14 protein-coding genes are annotated in these 17,849 nt (G+C 38.2%); 8 read left to right on the forward strand and 6 right to left on the reverse strand.

The features are described from left to right. Positions 1-5 precede the first annotated feature (5 nt). The 5 genes from dhaK to D569_RS0104225 all read right to left on the reverse strand — a co-directional run bounded on the left by dhaK (position 6) and on the right by D569_RS0104225 (position 6,040). Complete coding sequence (dhaK, locus tag D569_RS0104205) at positions 6-998, reverse strand: dihydroxyacetone kinase subunit DhaK (protein WP_018931151.1); 993 nt, start codon at positions 996-998, stop codon at positions 6-8. Positions 999-1,116: 118 nt separating this feature from the next. After that, positions 1,117-2,769 carry a glycerol-3-phosphate dehydrogenase/oxidase gene (locus tag D569_RS0104210; RefSeq protein WP_018931152.1) on the reverse strand — a complete coding sequence of 551 codons (1,653 nt, stop codon included), beginning with the start codon at positions 2,767-2,769 and terminating at the stop codon, positions 1,117-1,119. 119 nt (positions 2,770-2,888) lie between these two features. Next, the gene (glpK, locus tag D569_RS0104215; RefSeq protein ID WP_018931153.1) at positions 2,889-4,379 is read right to left on the reverse strand and encodes a glycerol kinase GlpK; all 1,491 of its coding nucleotides are present in this window, start codon (positions 4,377-4,379) and stop codon (positions 2,889-2,891) included. A 67-nt stretch (positions 4,380-4,446) separates the two neighbouring features. Further along, positions 4,447-5,289, reverse strand: a complete 843-nt coding sequence (locus D569_RS0104220) for an MIP/aquaporin family protein (protein ID WP_026287213.1) — start codon at positions 5,287-5,289, stop codon at positions 4,447-4,449. Between the two features lie 214 nt (positions 5,290-5,503). Then, entirely contained in the window at positions 5,504-6,040 is a 537-nt protein-coding gene (locus tag D569_RS0104225) for a glycerol-3-phosphate responsive antiterminator (protein WP_018931155.1), read from the reverse strand. Positions 6,041-6,405: 365 nt separating this feature from the next. Between D569_RS0104225 and ppc the strand changes: the two genes are divergently transcribed. The 8 genes from ppc (at position 6,406) to D569_RS0104270 (ending at position 15,915) form a co-directional block, all read left to right on the forward strand. Continuing rightward, positions 6,406-9,159, forward strand: coding sequence for a phosphoenolpyruvate carboxylase (gene ppc, locus D569_RS0104230; RefSeq protein WP_018931156.1), 2,754 nt, complete (start codon positions 6,406-6,408; stop codon positions 9,157-9,159). A 505-nt stretch (positions 9,160-9,664) separates the two neighbouring features. After that, the gene (locus D569_RS0104235) at positions 9,665-9,946 is read left to right on the forward strand and encodes a spore morphogenesis/germination protein YwcE (protein WP_018931157.1); all 282 of its coding nucleotides are present in this window, start codon (positions 9,665-9,667) and stop codon (positions 9,944-9,946) included. A 168-nt stretch (positions 9,947-10,114) separates the two neighbouring features. Next, entirely contained in the window at positions 10,115-11,245 is a 1,131-nt protein-coding gene (locus D569_RS0104240; RefSeq protein WP_018931158.1) for a glycerate kinase, read from the forward strand. Positions 11,246-11,309: 64 nt separating this feature from the next. Next, positions 11,310-12,260, forward strand: a complete 951-nt coding sequence (locus D569_RS0104245) for a ribose-phosphate diphosphokinase (protein ID WP_018931159.1) — start codon at positions 11,310-11,312, stop codon at positions 12,258-12,260. A gap of 384 nt (positions 12,261-12,644) precedes the next feature. After that, entirely contained in the window at positions 12,645-13,400 is a 756-nt protein-coding gene (locus D569_RS0104255; RefSeq protein WP_018931161.1) for an ABC transporter permease, read from the forward strand. A gap of 20 nt (positions 13,401-13,420) precedes the next feature. Beyond that, positions 13,421-14,191, forward strand: coding sequence for an ABC transporter ATP-binding protein (locus tag D569_RS0104260; protein ID WP_018931162.1), 771 nt, complete (start codon positions 13,421-13,423; stop codon positions 14,189-14,191). Positions 14,192-14,217: 26 nt separating this feature from the next. Next, positions 14,218-15,288 carry an ABC transporter substrate-binding protein gene (locus tag D569_RS0104265; RefSeq protein WP_018931163.1) on the forward strand — a complete coding sequence of 357 codons (1,071 nt, stop codon included), beginning with the start codon at positions 14,218-14,220 and terminating at the stop codon, positions 15,286-15,288. 99 nt (positions 15,289-15,387) lie between these two features. Next, positions 15,388-15,915 (forward strand): nitroreductase family protein, encoded by a 528-nt coding sequence (locus tag D569_RS0104270; RefSeq protein ID WP_018931164.1) that lies wholly within the window; start codon positions 15,388-15,390, stop codon positions 15,913-15,915. A gap of 123 nt (positions 15,916-16,038) precedes the next feature. On the opposite strand, the gene D569_RS0104275 is transcribed toward D569_RS0104270, so the two are convergent. Further along, positions 16,039-17,844, reverse strand: a complete 1,806-nt coding sequence (locus D569_RS0104275; RefSeq protein ID WP_018931165.1) for a DUF2264 domain-containing protein — start codon at positions 17,842-17,844, stop codon at positions 16,039-16,041. Positions 17,845-17,849: the final 5 nt, after the last annotated feature.

Here is a 17,849-nt window from a genome sequence, read left to right on the forward strand (position 1 = left end):
TCCTTTTACACGTGAAATGCAATCGTTTTGACATCTTGAACTAATAAATCCTTTAATTCACTATCCAATTTTAATAATGTTATCGAGAATCCTTCCATATCAAGTGATGTCATATATTCCCCTACCCAGGTTTTGTACAGTGTAATCTCTTTTTCCTGTAAAATCTCAGAGACCTTTCTATTTACAATATGTAGCTCCATTTCAGGTGTTGACCCTAAACCGTTTACCATTAATGCAACTTCTGCTTTCTCATAATTTATATCTGCTAAAACCTTATCAACTAAAATGGTAGTTATGTTATCCGCTTCCTCCAAAGGTAGTCGTTCTATCCCTGGCTCCCCATGGATACCTATACCAATTTCCATCTCGTTATCTGCTAATGTAAAGCTGGGTTTTCCAGCAGCAGGTACAGTACATGGTGATAATGCCACACCCATAGACCGAACATTTGCGATCGTTTTTTCAGCAACAGCTTTTACTTCTTCAAGTGATGCTCCCGTATCTGCCTTAGCACCAGCTATTTTATGAACAAACACAGTACCAGCAATTCCCCTTCTTCCCACTGTAAAGGTACTATCTTCCACAGCAACATCGTCATTCACAATTACACTGGCTATTTTTATCCCTTCCATTTCCGCCATCTCTTGTGCCATTTCAAAATTCATGACATCGCCCGTATAATTCTTGATAATTAAAAGAACACCATTTCCACTGTCCACCGATTTAATCGCTTCGATAATTTGGTCAGGTGTTGGAGACGTGAAGACCTCTCCTGCTACGGCTGCATCTAACATACCTTTTCCAACAAATCCAGCATGTGCTGGCTCATGACCACTTCCGCCACCACTTACAATACCGACTTTTCCCTGTACCAGCGCATCACTTCTCGAAATGACAGTTGTTTCTGGAAGCCTTTTCAAAAAGGACGGATAAGCTGTCACTAATCCATCTAACATTTCATCTACGACATGATTGGCATTATTTATCACTTTTTTCATTTACCCATCACCTCTTTTTATTTATTTTCATCATAGCGGAAATCAATTGATTTTTCCAGTTTTTAGACAATAAAAGATATAGTGGACTCAGCATGTTCGACTAAGTCCACTATTTCCTTTATTTATTAGTTGGATGTACAGCTTCGTATAATAATTGGTCCAGTTCCTCTGTATAAGCTTCTTTTGTTTGATCGGACCAATTAAAGATTTGTTGCATCTCATGAATGACTGCTTGCTTCTCTTTTCTCACCCAGTTAATAGCAAAGAATAGTGCACCTGTTCTACGAATAAAAAAGTCAACTGGTTTACAAGTCGCTTCATGCTCGATACTATAATGAAGCATTGCATATGTTACCAGTGCAAGAGAATGATCCTTGTTTACAGCTTGTTGATAGTAATCATAAACAATCGGAAAATTAGAGCCATAACGTTGTACAAGCATTTTAGCCTCTTCTGCTGATAATCCTACTTCTACCCCTTTGGCAATTTGTTCTGTCATGTATGCTTTAAAACCTTTTGATCCACCAACATCACCACCTGATATTGGTAAATGCTTCGTATCACTCGGATCAAAGACCTTTTTTTCTGCCTGCACCATTTTATCACGAATAACATTTACAACATGTTCTGCCATTTTTCGATAACCTGTTAATTTACCACCGGCAATCGAAATAAGACCAGAATCTGATTCAAAAATCTCATCCTTACGTGAAATTTCGGAAGGGTCTTTTCCCTCTTCATGAATTAATGGTCGTAATCCGGCCCAACTAGATTCAACATCATCAGCTGTAATCTGCTGATCAGGAAACATAAACGCAATCGCATCTAATACGTAATCCCTGTCTGCTTCCGTCATCGTCGGGTGTGCGATATTTCCTTGATAGACAGTATCTGTTGTTCCAACATACGTCTTTCCTTCACGTGGAATTGCAAATACCATCCGACCATCAGGTGTATCAAAATAGATCGCTTGTTTTAAAGGGAAACGTGATTGATCAAAGACAAGATGAATCCCTTTCGTCAATTGCAATGTTTTTCCTTTTTTGGAATGATCTTTTTCACGAATGGTATCTACCCATGGGCCAGCGGCATTAACAATATATGTTGCATTCATTTCATGTACTTCATCAGTTAATTGATCAACTATCTTTACTCCATTGACACGGCCGTTTTCATAGAGGAGGTCAGATACTTTTGCATAGTTTAAGGCAAGAGCTCCTTTTTCCACTGCTTTTTTCATGACTTCCATCGTTAGTCTTGCATCATCTGTACGGTATTCGACATAATAGCCTGCACCTTTAAGTCCTTCATCTTTCAATAACGGTTCACGTTTGATCGCTTCTTCCCGGCTAAGCATTTTTCTACGTTCTGATTTTTTAACCCCGGCAAGGAAATCATACACCCGTAATCCAATATTAGTTGAAAAAGGACCGAATGTCCCTTCTTGATAAAATGGAAGCATCATCCATTCAGGTGTTGTCACATGAGGGCCATTTTCATATACAATCTCTCTTTCTTTCCCTACCTCAGCAACCATTTTCACTTCAAATTGTTTTAAATAACGTAACCCACCATGGACAAGCTTGGTAGATCTGCTTGAAGTACCCGCTGCAAAATCCTGCATTTCAACAACAGCAACATTTAACCCTCGTAAAACAGCATCAAGAGCAATTCCTGCACCTGTAATACCACCACCTATTATGATCATATCCAATGAATTCTGTTTCATTTGATCAAACGTATTACTGCGATTTTTGCTTGAAAAAGTCATAGATTTCTCCCCTTTAAGTTCTGACAATCAATTGTTGTTCGTTTTTGGTTACAATAATAGTTTTTATTACGGCTCTTATCGTCCGTAATACTTCCGCTAATCGAAGTCTCACTTATTTTTTATTTAAAAAGTCTGGTTGCTTCGACAGCTTTTTTCCAGCCTTTATATAGATCATCTCGCGTTTGACTGTCCATCTCACTATTGAATTGTTTATCTACCTTCCATTGACTGCTAATATTGTCTCTACTTTCCCAATAACCAACCGCTAAACCTGCTAAATAAGCTGCTCCCAATGCAGTTGTTTCAATTACTTCTGGTCTTTCTACTGGAACGTCCAATAAGTCACTTTGGAACTGCATTAAGAAATTATTCGCAACAGCACCACCGTCAACGCGTAATGATTTCACCTCGATATTTGAATCCTCAATCATCGCACCAAGTACATCCTTCGTCTGATATGCAATCGACTCTAATGTGGCACGGATAAAGTGTTCTTTTGTAGTACCTCTTGTTAAACCAAATACGGCACCACGAGCATCACTATCCCAATATGGTGTTCCTAACCCTACAAATGCCGGCACTAGATAAACACCATCTGCAGACTCCACTCTTTCTGCATAGCTTTCCGTTTCTCCTGCGTCTTTAAACATGCGTAAGCCATCACGTAACCATTGAACAGCACTTCCAGCAACAAATATACTTCCTTCTAACGCATATTCTACCTTTCCATCGACACCACAAGCTAATGTGGTTAACAAGCCATGATCTGACCGAACAGGCTCTTCACCAGTGTGCATCAGCATAAAGCAGCCTGTTCCATACGTATTTTTCACCATTCCTTTTTCAAAGCATGCCTGACCGAATAATGCTGCTTGCTGATCTCCTGCAGCACCAGCAATTGGAACATTCTGACCAAAGAAGTGATAATCAACCGTTTCCCCATATATTTCTGACGATGATTTTACTTCTGGCAGCATGCTTTTGGGCACATCTAATATATCTAATAATTCTTCATCCCATTTCAAATCATAAATGTTGTACATTAAAGTACGGGAAGCATTGGAATAATCAGTTACATGGACTTTGCCTCCAGTTAACTTGTAAATTAACCATGTATCTATGGTTCCAAAAAGTAACTTACCTTGTTCTGCTTTTTCACGCGCTCCCTCTACGTGATCCAGAATCCATTTCACCTTTGTTCCAGAGAAATAAGCGTCAATCAATAGACCTGTTTTTTGACGGAATGTATCCTGGTAACCTGCTTCACGTAATTCCCGACAAATTTCTTCTGTCTGACGGGATTGCCAAACAATTGCTTTATAAATAGGTTTACCTGTTTCTTTATCCCAAACAACTGCTGTTTCACGTTGATTGGTAATCCCGATACCAGCAATTTGAGATGCTTCGATATCTGCTTTTCTTAATGCTTCTGCAATACATGCCAAAATAGAAGTCCATATTTCATTAGCATCGTGCTCCACCCAGCCAGACTTCGGGAAAAATTGTTGAAATTCCTGCTGCCCAACTTCAACAATCTCTCCTTTCTGATCAAAAATGATCGCTCTTGAACTGGTTGTTCCCTGATCAATTGATAAAATATACTTTTCCATTATACTTCCTCCCCAAAATGTAATAATCCCCGTAAGCCCCCCACTGATGGTAGTCTCACAATATCTTTTAAACTGCTTCCTTTTCGGAAGAGTTGTTGGTTGACTTGATTGGTCCGTTATGCTTTTTCAACTCTTCAGTTAACGCTACTCCTAATATAACTGCTATCACAATCGACATGATCCAAAATAAAGCCGTAATTTCACCTACAAAGATTGCATTATAAAAAACTGCTCCATAAACACCACCGATAATCGGACCTATTACCGGTATCAATGCATAACCCCAATCGGAATCTCCCTTTCCAATAATCGGTAAGACAGCATGAGCAATTCGGGGTCCTAAGTCTCTGGCCGGATTAATGGCATAACCCGTTGTTCCCCCCAGTGACATCCCGATTGCTACAATTAACAAACCTACTATGGCAGGGTTTAATCCTTCCGTAAATTGATTGGCACCGATAAATAACAGCCCCATAATTAATACGAAGGTACCGATTATTTCACTGACTAAATTGGAAGGTGTACTTTTTACTGCAGGGTCTGTAGAAAAAACTGCTAACTTTGCCCCTTTATCATCTGTTTCCTTCCAGTGTGGTAAGTATTGAAAGAAGACAATGACTGCTCCAATAAATGCACCGATCAATTGCGCACTAACATACATCGGAACTTTGGCCCATGGGAATTCGCCAATTGAAGCAAAACCTATTGTTACAGCAGGGTTGATATGTGCTCCTGAGACATTTCCTACGGCATAAACTCCCATCGCAACAGCTAACCCCCAGCCTATTGAAATGACGACCCAACCTGCTCCTTCTGCTTTTGATTTCTTCAGAACCACTCCACCGACAACACCACCACCAAAGATTATCAGTATCATCGTTCCGATTAATTCAGCTAAAAACTCTGACAAAATGATCCACCCCTTATCTTTAATAAGTCTTCCATCAACAAGAGATGCACGTGCAGTGTCAGAAAAAAAGCCCACACAGCCTTTTACGCACCACTTCCTAGGAAAGTACGCAAATTGCTGTGTGGACTCCTTATCTCCGACACGTTCTTTAACTTGTTATTTACAACAATACACTTCATGTAAAGCGCTGTCAATGGTTTTCTTCTATCTTTTTTCACCAAAGTTCTACATTAGAAGTAGTAATTGCTACCGCTCCTTGCTGCAGTGCATGATCAATATTTTCTCTAGATTTTATTAATCCACCTGCAATAACTGGTATACCTGTTTGGTTTGCTACTTCCCCGATCACATCCGGAATAATACCTGGCAAAACCTCAATGTAATCTGGTTGGGTTTTAGATACTAACTCAATGTTCTTGGTAATTGCTGAGCTATCAATAGCAAATAGCCGCTGTATGGCTACAATATTACTCTTTTTCGCCATCGCAATAACGTTTGCTCTTGTCGAAATAATGCCATCGACTTTTACATGGCGAATTAAAAACTCCATGCCATACTGATCAACCTTCAATCCGTTAATTAAATCTGCATGCACTAATATTTTCTTATGGTTTTTTTTAGCATATTGAACGATCTGTGGAAGTTGAGCAATCCGTGTTTCAAGAATAATGAATAGTTCGTGGTCACTTTCAAGAATTTTGTCAAAATCTTTCATATTACGAACTGCCGGCAAAACGCCTTCTAGTTTCATGATTTCCCCTCTTTTTTTGAATGGTTTGCGATTCTCTTTCATTTAGCATAAACTTAATATAGAGATAGACTCAACTATTATACATAGAATGCGTGGATTTTCAGACAATTACGACAATAAAGAAAAATCATTATTCTTTTTGTCAAAATCATGTTATCATAATAGGTGTGTCTATTTTATGAACTATTTTCATTTATTATCTCTGACGATTCTAAGGCAGTGTGAAATCGATCGTCCAGTTTAAGTCCTCTAACCAATTCCAGCCAACTATCAATTGCAAGTTATTCAAAGCACGACACTATTAAATGCATACGTTTATTTCATAACATTAATTGAAAGAAAACTTTGAAAGGAAGTGGGACAATATGACAACAACATCAGTCGAAAAAGTCAATGTATCATTGCTCAAAGATGTCGAATACTTAACCAAGATTTTAGACGATGTATTGCTTCACGAAGGTGGCAATACGTTGTTAAATACAGTTAAAGAGATTCGTGTTCTTTCCACCGAATTTAGAGAGACACAAGATGCTACTACTCAAAATAAAATTAAACAAAAAATTAATGAACTGGAGCCGGGATTGAGAAAAACTGTTATTCGTGCTTTCTCTATCCACTTGCACTTGTTAAACATTGCCGAGCAAAACTACCGTACAAGAAGACGCCGGGAATATCAAGCACAGGATGCAAATATTATTCAGCCTGGTTCATTAGAAGCTGGAGTTAAAACACTAATTGATAATAATGTTAGTCCAGATCAGATTACAGATTTACTTGAGAAATTGTCATTAGAATTAATTATGACCGCACACCCAACTGAGGCAACGAGAAGAACTATCTTACAAATTCATAAAAGAATTGCTCGCTTATTAACTCAGTGGGATTATTCCTATACAAGATATGAGAAAAAAATGATCAAAGAGCGAATTGCAAATGAAATAACCTTTTTATGGCAAACACAAGAAATCAGACAAAAGAAACCATCTGTTATGAAAGAGGTTTCTAACGGGTTATATTATTTTGACCGTGTTCTATTTGATGTTTTACCCAAAATACATGACGACCTTGAGGATTTATTATTTGAAAAATATAACCAACGTTGGAATATCCCTTCATTCTTACGCTTTGGTTCTTGGATCGGCGGTGACCGAGACGGTAACCCAAATGTAAAAGCAACAACAACATTCGAAACATTAAAACGCCAGCGTGAACTAGTCTTAAGAAAATATAAAGAGGCACTTGATACATTAAAAGATCGCTTAAGTCATTCCGATTCTAAAATCGAAGTAAGTGAAGCTTTAAGAGATTCTATTGAGAAAGATCGTAAAGAATTAGCCTATAATGGCTGGCATAAAGACGATGAAGTATATCGAGTAAAACTTTCTCTTATGCTGAAAAAATTAGATTTCACGGAAAAAGATGATGAACGCGGTTATGCGAAAGCTGAAGAGTTACTGGAGGATTTAAACCTTATCCGTGAAAGCATGAAAATTCATCATCCAAATTACAATCCTGTTAAGCTTTTACGCAAAGTAATTCGTCAAGTTGATCTTTTCGGATTCCACCTTGCATCATTGGATATCCGAAACCATAGTGGTGAGCACGAATCAGCACTTAGTGAAATATTCCATAAGGTTGGGATAGCTGAGGGATATAAATCTTTAGATGAGAATGAAAAAGTTAAAACACTTGTTTCCGTTCTAGAGAATCCTCGTCCACTCATTTCTATATATGATGAATTCAGTCCTGAAACATTAGAAGTAATTGACACGTTCCGCATGATCAAGCGTGCTCAGGACACATTTGGTTTACGTGCGATTGAAGTATACTTAATCAGTATGACAGACAACGTAAGTGATCTTCTAGAAGTACTAGTACTAGCAAAAGAAGCTGGACTCTATCGTGTCTATCCAGATGGAAAAGTAGTTAGTCGCATCCATGTGGCACCACTTCTGGAAACAATAGATGACTTGAAAAACGGACCTGAAATGATTAAAAAATTATTTGATATTCCTTTATATCGTAAACATCTTGAAGCACGTGGTGACCTACAGGAAGTAATGCTTGGCTACTCTGACAGTAGTAAAGATGGCGGTAACATCACAGCAAACTGGGAGTTATATCAGGCACAACAAGAAATTCATGATATTGCATCTAGTTATGGTGTTAAATTAAAATACTTCCACGGACGCGGTGGATCACTTGGTCGTGGTGGTGGACCATTATATTCCAGTCTATTATCACAACCAGCTGTAACACTTGGTGATGGTGTTAAAATTACTGAACAAGGGGAAGTATTATCATCTCGATATTTACTAGAAGATATTGCCTACCGTAGTTTAGAACAAGCTACCTCTACCCTGCTTACTGGTATCATGGGATTAAATGATGATAATACAAACATGAAGCCTTCACAAGAAGAAGTGGATGCGATGAGTCTAATTTCTGAATACGCATTGAAGAAATATCAATCATTAGTTTTTGAAGATCCAGGGTTTATCCAATACTTCAACCAAGCAACTCCTTTACACGAATTAGGTGACTTGAACATTGGTTCCCGTCCGATGAAGCGTAAAGGTAGTGACCGCTTTGAAGATCTACGTGCAATCCCTTGGGTATTCGCTTGGACTCAAAGTCGTCAATTACTGCCAGCGTGGTATGCTGCAGGTACTGGCTTTAAGAAATATCTTGATGAAACAGGAAACCTAGACTTACTGAAAAAAATGTATGAAAAATGGCCATTCTTTAATGCAACGATCAATAATCTACAAATGGCCCTAACTAAAGCTGATATTCAAACTGCCCAGGAATATGCTAATATGATGCAAGATAAGGAAATTAGTTCTCGTATCTTTAACGCTATTAAAGAAGAATATAGACAAACAAAAGATATCGTCTTAACAATTACGGGACAAGAGGAATTACTTGATAATCGTCATAACATTAAAGAGTCGGTTAGACTACGTAATCCTTTAGTAGATCCATTAAATTTATTACAAGTTCAACTCGTATCACAATTACGCAATCAGGGAGAAGAAGGCGAGCAATATGATGAACTGTTAATGGAAGCTCTCCTTACCATTAATGGTGTCGCTGCCGGTCTGCGTAATACAGGTTAATATCATTATTGAGAAGCCTTTAAGCAATGTGCTTAAAGGCTTCTATGATGTTAACAAGATAATGACTTCAGAATCGCCCTATCTTGACTCAAATTATTATCAGGAAAACCTCTAATTCTATTTGATACATTTCCCCTTAATGATAAGTTTACCGGAAAAACTCATCATTTTCCTAGACACATTTCCCGGTAAATCAAACTTTACCGGGAAATCTTACGGTCTTTTTATTTCATCGGTAACATATTATCTCCTAGTATTTTAATTTGGATAGATGAACACGAATCCAGAAACTAAGTACTTGGAGAGGTTTAATGTCCCATTGACCACGGGTAATGAGATAGTAAAGACAATGAAAAAAGCTATATAAGGGAGATTCAACCGCGCCGTCTAGTCGGTGCCACTCAAAATTTGTGTCTAAAATATGAACTAATTGTTACAAAAATATGAACTTTATGTTATACTAACACTGAAAACACTTACAAACTAAAGCTTGAGGTGACTCAGTATGGATATATTGTTAATTTTCTTGTTAATTTTTAGTTTCACTCCTTTTTTACTTTGGGGCGATAATTGGAAGAAAACTGCGCTAGGCCAAATACCTTTTGTTATTGGTGCATGGTTTACCTTTATAAAATATGTAACCGTTGGAATAGGACCTGGAGAGGCCTATTTATGGGGAATATTCATTGCCAATCTGATATACGGTCATATTGCCTTTACTATTGTGTTACTTGAAATGCGAAAATCAATTAAAGTACGTCAACCAATGGTACAACAAAATAATTAATCAAGATGATGTGATTGTTGCATCATCTTTTTTTATATTTATGATTTCTCAACTACTTGTTCCCTCTTAATTCCACAAAACGCTCCTCTCTCTCAATTTAAAATTGATTGAAAGCGGTATCTCCTTTATACTTTACTAAAAAGTATCTTATTTATTGGAGGAAGTGTTATGAAAATTGTTGTTGCACCTGATTCTTATAAAGGAAGTCTTTCCGCTGCGGAAGTCGCAAATACGATAAAGACAGCAATTCAAGCAAGTGGAAGTCATGAAGTTATCACCAAACCAATGGCAGATGGTGGTGAAGGTACGATCGAGGCAATTTTATCAGCTACATCCGGAGAACAAGTCCAGATCTCTACACTCGGACCATTAGGCACTACAATTCAGACGAGCTATGCTATTATTAACCAGACTACTGCTGTCATTGAAACAGCCATGCATGCAGGATTGTATCAAGTTCCAACTGAAAAGCGAAACCCAGATTTAACGACAACTTACGGTATGGGACAAGCGATTCTCGATGCATTAGATAAAGGCTGTCAACAAATCATTGTCGGTCTCGGTGGTAGTGCTACGAACGATGGTGGTTTAGGTTTATTACAAGCACTTGGATTAAAAGCATTTGATAAAAATGGTAATCCTGTAGATAAATTTGGCAAAGACCTGTTACATATTGAAACTGTTCAACTGGATGATTTAGACCCTCGTATTCAAGATGTTGACTTTCGAATTGCATGTGATGTCGATAATCCTTTATGTGGAAAACTTGGTGCAAGTGCTATATACGGTCCACAAAAAGGCGCATCATTGGAACAAATCCAATTATATGATAATGCTTTAAACAAATTTGCTCATCTGATAGAAGATCAATTACATCATAATTGGCAGCAGGTTTCCGGTGCTGGGGCTGCTGGTGGTCTAGGATTCGCCTTCCTATCACTTGGAGGTCAATTAGAATCAGGGGCCTCTTTAATTGCTGATGCTATCCATCTAGAACAAAGTATCAAAGCAGCTGACCTTATTTTCACTGGTGAGGGTCAAAGTGATGAACAAACCTTATATGGAAAAGCACCCGGTTTTGTAGCAGAAACTGCTAATAACTATAACACACCAACCATTTTACTATCTGGCAGCTTGGGCGGCAATACCGCAAAATTAAGAGAACATTTTGCAGGCTGTTTTTCCATTGTTAATCAGCCCTTAAGCCTGGGGGAATGTATGGAAAACACCTCTACTTTGTTAAAGGAACAAACGCTGCAAATTATGTCATTGATTCAAGCAATAAAGAAAGAGAGATAACTTGTTTCATTTGTCGCTTTTTGCGATAATGTAAGAGACATTCATTAATTAGGAGGTCTTTTGCTTGAACGATACATACAATGATACCAAATTGAAAGTTTTTTCTTTAAACTCCAACCTGCCGTTAGCTGAAGAAATTGCTCATCATATTGGTATTGATTTAGGTAAGTCATCTGTCAAAACATTTAGTGACGGAGAAATTCAAATTAATATTGAAGAAAGCATTAGAGGTTGTGATGTTTTCGTAATTCAATCAACGTATGATCCTGTTGAAGATCATATGATGGAATTATTAATTATGATAGATGCTTTGAAGAGGGCTTCAGCAGCATCCATTAATGTCGTGATTCCTTATTATGGTTATGCGCGTCAGGATCGAAAATCTCGTGCGCGAGAACCAATCACTGCTAAGTTGATTGCTGATTTAATCCAAAAAGCTGGTGCAGACCGAATTATTTCCATTGATTTACATGCACCCCAAGCACAGGGCTTTTTCGATATTCCTGTAGACCCAATTACAGCTGTCCCGATTATCGGAAGCTATCTGTATGCAAAACAATTAGAGAATGTTGTTGTTGTAGCACCTGACCATAGCAGTGTATCACGCGCCAGACATTTAGCTGAGCAGTTAAAAGCTCCGATAGCTATTGTAGACCGCAGAGGTCCAAGAGACAGCGCATCTACTATCAATATCGTTGGTGATGTTGAAAACAAAACAGCAATTATTATAGATGATATTATTGATACCGGACGACGTATTACGACTAGTGCAGAGGCATTAAGAAAACATGGTGCAAATCTGGTGTATGCGTGTACAACACACCCTGTACTTTCGGGAATAGCCGTCAATAAAATTGCTGAATCCGATATAAAAGAATTAATCGTTACGAATACGATTCCGTTATCCGAAGAAAAACAAATCGATAAAATTACACAATTAACTGTAGCGCCTGTTGCAGCCGAAGCGATTATCCGTTTATATGAACATCAATCTGTCAGCTCACTTTATAACTAAAGCATTAGCTACTGATATAGCAACTGGTTTATTGTAGTTCTCTACATACCAGTTGCTATACTTTGTTGCCTCCAATTTCTTGCTCTATATCCACATAATCACTATTTTATCACCCCTTTTCCTCGCCTTTTGCTTTGATCGATTCTTCCTTCAGTTAATTTCTCCAAAGCATAAGCGTCCATATTAATCATTGGTGCTGCTGTATTCTTCTGCCCATAAAGATTATCTGATTCCACTAACTAGCACAACCAGAAAAAACATAGATTAGCAATCACCATATACATCGGCTTTCTTCTTTTTCTTGTCAGCTTTTCATACAGACTTTTTTTGCACACCTTCTGGGCGAATACATATGATAGCCATATAAAGAGAGGAAGAGATGTCATGCGAAAAAAAGTATCTATACCACAATTGATTACCATCTCCTCCCCAATCTGCTTACTTCTTTTATGGGAGTTTTGTTCACAATTCGAGATATTAGACCCTCGTTTCTTTCCAGCACCCACTTTGATCATACAAACACTTGTGCAGATGGGAGAGTCTGGGGAGCTTTTTACTCATGTTACTGTTAGTTTAACGCGAATTGTATTTGGGTTCTTACTTGGAGTTATTCCTGCAATCTGTATCGGGCTGTTAATGGGGATGTATCGGTATTTCAGACATTTTTTCTCACCTATCATCATGATTTTTATGCCGATTCCAACATTGGCGATGCTTCCTATTATTCTAATCCTATTTGGGATCGGAGAATTCTCGAAAATGATTACCATTGCAATTAGTGTCTTTTTTCCAGTGGCTATCAATACCGCAGCAGGTGTCGCGAATATCGATAAGATCTACGTGGACGTCGCCAAAAATTATCAAGCCAATGCAAAAGACTTCTTTTTCAAAATTGCACTTCCCGGCTCATTACCAGTTATGCTTGAAGGAATTCAAATGGGCCAGGCGATCGCACTACTGACTATAGTAGCAGCCGAAATGATTGGCGCTAACTCAGGTATCGGCTACCTAATTTGGATGAATTATAAAGCCTTTCTACTGCCACAAATGTATGTCGGATTATTGCTAATTTCGTTTTTTGGTTACTTTTTCTCCTTATTACTAAGAGGAATAGAACGAAAATTATTGCCCTGGAAATAACGTAGAAAAGAGGGATAAAGTTGTCAAAAATTGAGATTAATCAACTATCGAAAAAATTCATTAAACGAAATAAGTATATTGAAGCTTTACAAGACATCACGTTATCGATTCAACCAGGGGAATTCGTCTGTTTACTAGGTCCGAGTGGCTGCGGAAAAACAACGTTACTTAGAATTTTAGCTAATTTAGAGAAAACGAGTACTGGTGAAGTAAAAATTCACCAGACAGATAAAGAGAAGCCGTTACAATCGATGGTTTTTCAAGAAAATGGAATTATCCCTTGGCTCACGGTTGAAGAGAATGTTGCATTCGGGTTAAAAATGAGACATTTACCAAGTGCTTATATAAAAGAACGCACGGATTATTATTTATACAAAGTCGGCTTAACTAATTTCAAACGATTGTATCCGAAAGAACTATCTGGTGGTATGAAGCAACGAGTTAGTATTGCGCGAGCTTTTGCAAATGACCCGGAAATTTTGTTAATGGATGAACCATTTGCTGCCTTAGATGAACAGAACAAATTCATTTTACAAGAAGAATTACTTTCGATTTGGCAGGAAACAAAGAAAACGGTTCTTTTTATCACCCATAGTATTGATGAAGCACTATTGCTTAGTGATCGAATTCTGCTAATGAGCTCACAACCCGGAAGAATTGTTAAAGATATTAACATTGAGATGGAACGACCACGATCAATTGAAAAAGTACGATCCGATCCAGCCATGACAGACATTTTCTTAGATGTATGGGAGCATCTACAAAATGAAGTAAAGCAAGCCAGGTTATAGTGAGTAATTGTAATGGAGGAATAACAATGAAAAAATTTCTTTTTTTAATAATGGCAGTTGTCGCTTTTTTGGTTATAAGTGGTTGTCAATCATCAGATTCCGAGCAACAGAGTGACGGCGAAAATACTGATTCTTTAACCCCCCTTGATGAGACCGCCAAAGTCGTGATCGCAGAAGATGGATCCGCTTCTGGAGCAGGTTTTTACATCGCAAAGGATAAAGGCTATTTTGAAGAATATAACATTGAAGTAGAATTCGCAACGTTTGGCAACAGTGATGAAATGTTGCCTGCTGTTGCAGCTGGTGAAGTTGATGTAGCAGGTGGTATATCTTCCGCTTCTTTCTTCAATTCGATCGCACAGGGTATTGATGTTCGCTTTATTGCTGACAAAGGCCATAACAATCAAGGCAGTTCCTACTTTACCTTTGTTGTAAGAGAAGATTTAAAGGATCAAATTAACGATTATCCTGATGTAAAAGGTAAGAAAATTGCTGTTTCTACAGAAAACGGTGTTGATCATTATATTTACAATGAAATGCTGAAACATGCCGATGTTTCGCAAGATGATGTAGAATTTGTCTTGATGAGTGACTTTGGTAACATGATGTCTGCGATGGGAAATGAACAAATTGATCTTGCTTTGCAAATTGAACCTCTTATTACACAAGGAGAGAATCAAGGCATACACCAGCGTTTCCACGATGCTACCGACTATGCTCCAGAAGCGCAAATTGCAATGGTCTTAGGTTCACCAAAGTTTTTAACAGAACGACGAGATGTTGCCGTTCGCTTTATGGCAGCATACTTAAGAGGAGTTCGTGATTACCATGATGTCTTTATAAAGGATATCGATGACAACGGTGAAGTTATCTCTATCATGGCCAATCACACAGCATTGAAAGATGAAGAGCTATGGGAAGAAGTTGGTGTAACCGGCTTAAATCCAAATGGCTATATATTTGAAGAAGACGTAGAAAAACAATACCAATTCTATAAAGAAAATGGTGCGATTCAAGGAGAATTAGATTTCGATCAAATTATTGATATGTCGCTTGTTGAGGAATCATTAGATATAATTGGAACATATGAAGAATAATAATCCCCCTCCTTATTTCAATCTAATAAATGGTTATTACAGGAAATTATTGATAGAATGTAATAAACATTAATTAGCAAATGGAATAGGAGGGATTGTATGGACGTATTAGAAGCTATTAAAAACAGAAGAGAAATTACAAGATACCTAGATCGTGAGATTGATAAGGAAGTATTGGAAGCTGTAGTAGATGCGACCTATTTTGCTCCTACTGGAAATAATTTACCATCCAAAGATATTATCGTTATAACTGATCCAGAAAAATTAGTTGCTTTAAAAGACACCACACCGTTTATGCCATGGATTGCCGACGCTAAAGCAGCAGTTGCTATCACCGGTCGACCAGATATTAGTAAGTATTGGTTACAGGACAGTTCCATTGCAGCTGGATATTGCTGGTTAGCGGCGGTGGAACAAGGATTAGTTGGTGCTTTCGGTGCCATCTATCATGCAGAGGATGTCGAGGAATCAGAGAAACGTGAAAATCATGCTAGAAAAGTCTTAGCTATTCCTGAAGATCGGCGAGTAGTGGCCATCATCGGTCTTGGTTATCCAGCAGAGACAAAGCCACCGAAAAAGCATATACCAAAAGAAGATATGGTGCATTACGACTCTTTTGGGGATTAATGATTGTTGGTTTTGACAGTTTACTTTCTCAGCTTTTTACACTTACCATAACTTCACATTCATGCGTGACTATGATTTCAAGAAAATTTACTGGCAACTCCGGACCTTTTACTTGCAACTATATCAATAGAAGCGGGGGTTATCCCGCTTCTTCATTAAATCAGCCAATTTCCACTCTTTGTCTTCTAAATAAATAATCCCATTTTCTAATCTTGGCAACTCTGCTTTCGCTTGTGTCGGTGATCCGTAAAAGGCATGTACAAATAGATGAGTTCCCTTGTTTAATGATTTTGTTAGTGTTGGAATTACCGTTCGTTTTTGCATTAAATTCGTATTGGCATTCGGATAAATATGCTTATTTTCAGCATCTCCACTAAGCGCTAGAGCTGACACTTTTCCATACTCTGTTTTCACTGACTTCTCATCTATAGTAATACCGGATTCTGATAATCCAAGCGCAAACCCTCCATCAGCTATGTCCAGTGGTCGTTTGGAGGTAATTTCATGAATACGTATGTGCCACGGTAATCCAGGAATGATCCATGTACGAATCACAACATCTTGCCACGGCGCCCACACCATATAGATATAATCATTCTCTACCTTTTTCTCGATGACTTGTCTCTTAACGCGAAACAATTGATCTTGTTCACTGAGTGCTAACATATTATCAAAAGCAGCTTGATCCAATCCCCACTCTCCACGTGGTACACTAAAACCAAAATAATTCGAATAAGCAAACTTTTCATATTTGCTGGACGTATGAGTATGTGCATTTGTATGCTGATAACCAGAAGTGAAAGCTACAACATGTTCGTCATGTCGTTTAATTACTATGGAAGCTTTTGCAAGTCGTTTTGATTTTGGCAGCAAAGGCAATGGTTGCTCATCCACTTGCCAAAAAGGATGATCTTCAGGCAAAGCTAATAGAAGAAACGATTTAAATGCCCAATACGGTGAACCTGGCGCATTATAGTTTTCTGCCATTATAAGATTTGGATAATGATAGCCAATTGATAGTGTACCATCAGGCTGAAAAATATCTTGTTTACACCAGTAGCGAAAATGTCTGAGAATGATGCCTTTGACAGTACCTAAAGGAATATCATCTAAACCTGCATAGACATAAGCACTCCAGAACGAACATTGGGCAAATCGATAGGTTAGACTACGTCCATACGGAATTGCCCGTCCATCCTCACTAAACCAGTGGAGAAAATCCCTTGCAAACAAAATAGCTCTTTCTTTATAGACCTTCGCACGTTTAGGGTCATCTTTTTCCATGACGGTAGCATAGAACAGCCCATAATAATGAAGTGCAAAAGGTGTGTAATAATCGACATGAGCTACTTCGCCATCCTTATACCAACCGTCACCTAAGTAAAAATCATCAATCCTGTTTAAATTTTGTTCAATGGTTGCTTGATCGTATGGAGCCCCAACTTGTTTCAAACCGATATTCACGATTACTGCGAAAAATAACCAATTACAATCATGGGCAGCGTTCTGATTGATTTGAGTTAACCAGTTTACCAGATTTTCTTGTTGATCTTCGCTTAATGGTTCCCAAACTTGTTCCGGAGCTAAACACAAGGCATAACCAAAGGCTGCCATCTCAACGATTCGTTGATCATAGTCATGGATTTCGCCCCAGTAGCCTTCACTCTCTCGATCTGTACCATTTACAATACCTTGCAAATGTTTCGACCATAATGCTGTACTGCCATTAGATGCAATAAAAGGAGCTGCTCCCCATAAAACTCTTGAAAAACATTCAAGTCCCGCTACACTTTCCGAGTAGGCTGCAGCTGTCTGCCCCATTCTTATCCGTGAGTTAGTTTGATCATAATACGGCTCAAGCGGTGCCCACATATCTAGTAATACTTTCTCTACATCTTTTTTCGTCTGTAAAGGATTCTGCTGCAACATCATAT

Source organism: Gracilibacillus lacisalsi DSM 19029, from assembly GCF_000377765.1.
GTDB classification, from domain to species: domain Bacteria; phylum Bacillota; class Bacilli; order Bacillales; family Amphibacillaceae; genus Gracilibacillus; species Gracilibacillus lacisalsi.

Excerpts from the sequence above, each read along its gene's own strand:
- dhaK (WP_018931151.1), bottom strand. The coding sequence starts at position 998 with ATGAAAAAAGTGATAAATAATGCCAATCATGTCGTAGATGAAATGTTA.
- D569_RS0104210 (WP_018931152.1), bottom strand. The coding sequence starts at position 2,769 with ATGACTTTTTCAAGCAAAAATCGCAGTAATACGTTTGATCAAATGAAA.
- glpK (WP_018931153.1), bottom strand. The coding sequence starts at position 4,379 with ATGGAAAAGTATATTTTATCAATTGATCAGGGAACAACCAGTTCAAGA.
- D569_RS0104225 (WP_018931155.1), bottom strand. The coding sequence starts at position 6,040 with ATGAAACTAGAAGGCGTTTTGCCGGCAGTTCGTAATATGAAAGATTTT.
- ppc (WP_018931156.1), top strand. The coding sequence starts at position 6,406 with ATGACAACAACATCAGTCGAAAAAGTCAATGTATCATTGCTCAAAGAT.
- D569_RS0104235 (WP_018931157.1), top strand. The coding sequence starts at position 9,665 with ATGGATATATTGTTAATTTTCTTGTTAATTTTTAGTTTCACTCCTTTT.
- D569_RS0104240 (WP_018931158.1), top strand. The coding sequence starts at position 10,115 with ATGAAAATTGTTGTTGCACCTGATTCTTATAAAGGAAGTCTTTCCGCT.
- D569_RS0104255 (WP_018931161.1), top strand. The coding sequence starts at position 12,645 with ATGCGAAAAAAAGTATCTATACCACAATTGATTACCATCTCCTCCCCA.
- D569_RS0104265 (WP_018931163.1), top strand. The coding sequence starts at position 14,218 with ATGAAAAAATTTCTTTTTTTAATAATGGCAGTTGTCGCTTTTTTGGTT.
- D569_RS0104270 (WP_018931164.1), top strand. The coding sequence starts at position 15,388 with ATGGACGTATTAGAAGCTATTAAAAACAGAAGAGAAATTACAAGATAC.
- D569_RS0104275 (WP_018931165.1), bottom strand. The coding sequence starts at position 17,844 with ATGTTGCAGCAGAATCCTTTACAGACGAAAAAAGATGTAGAGAAAGTA.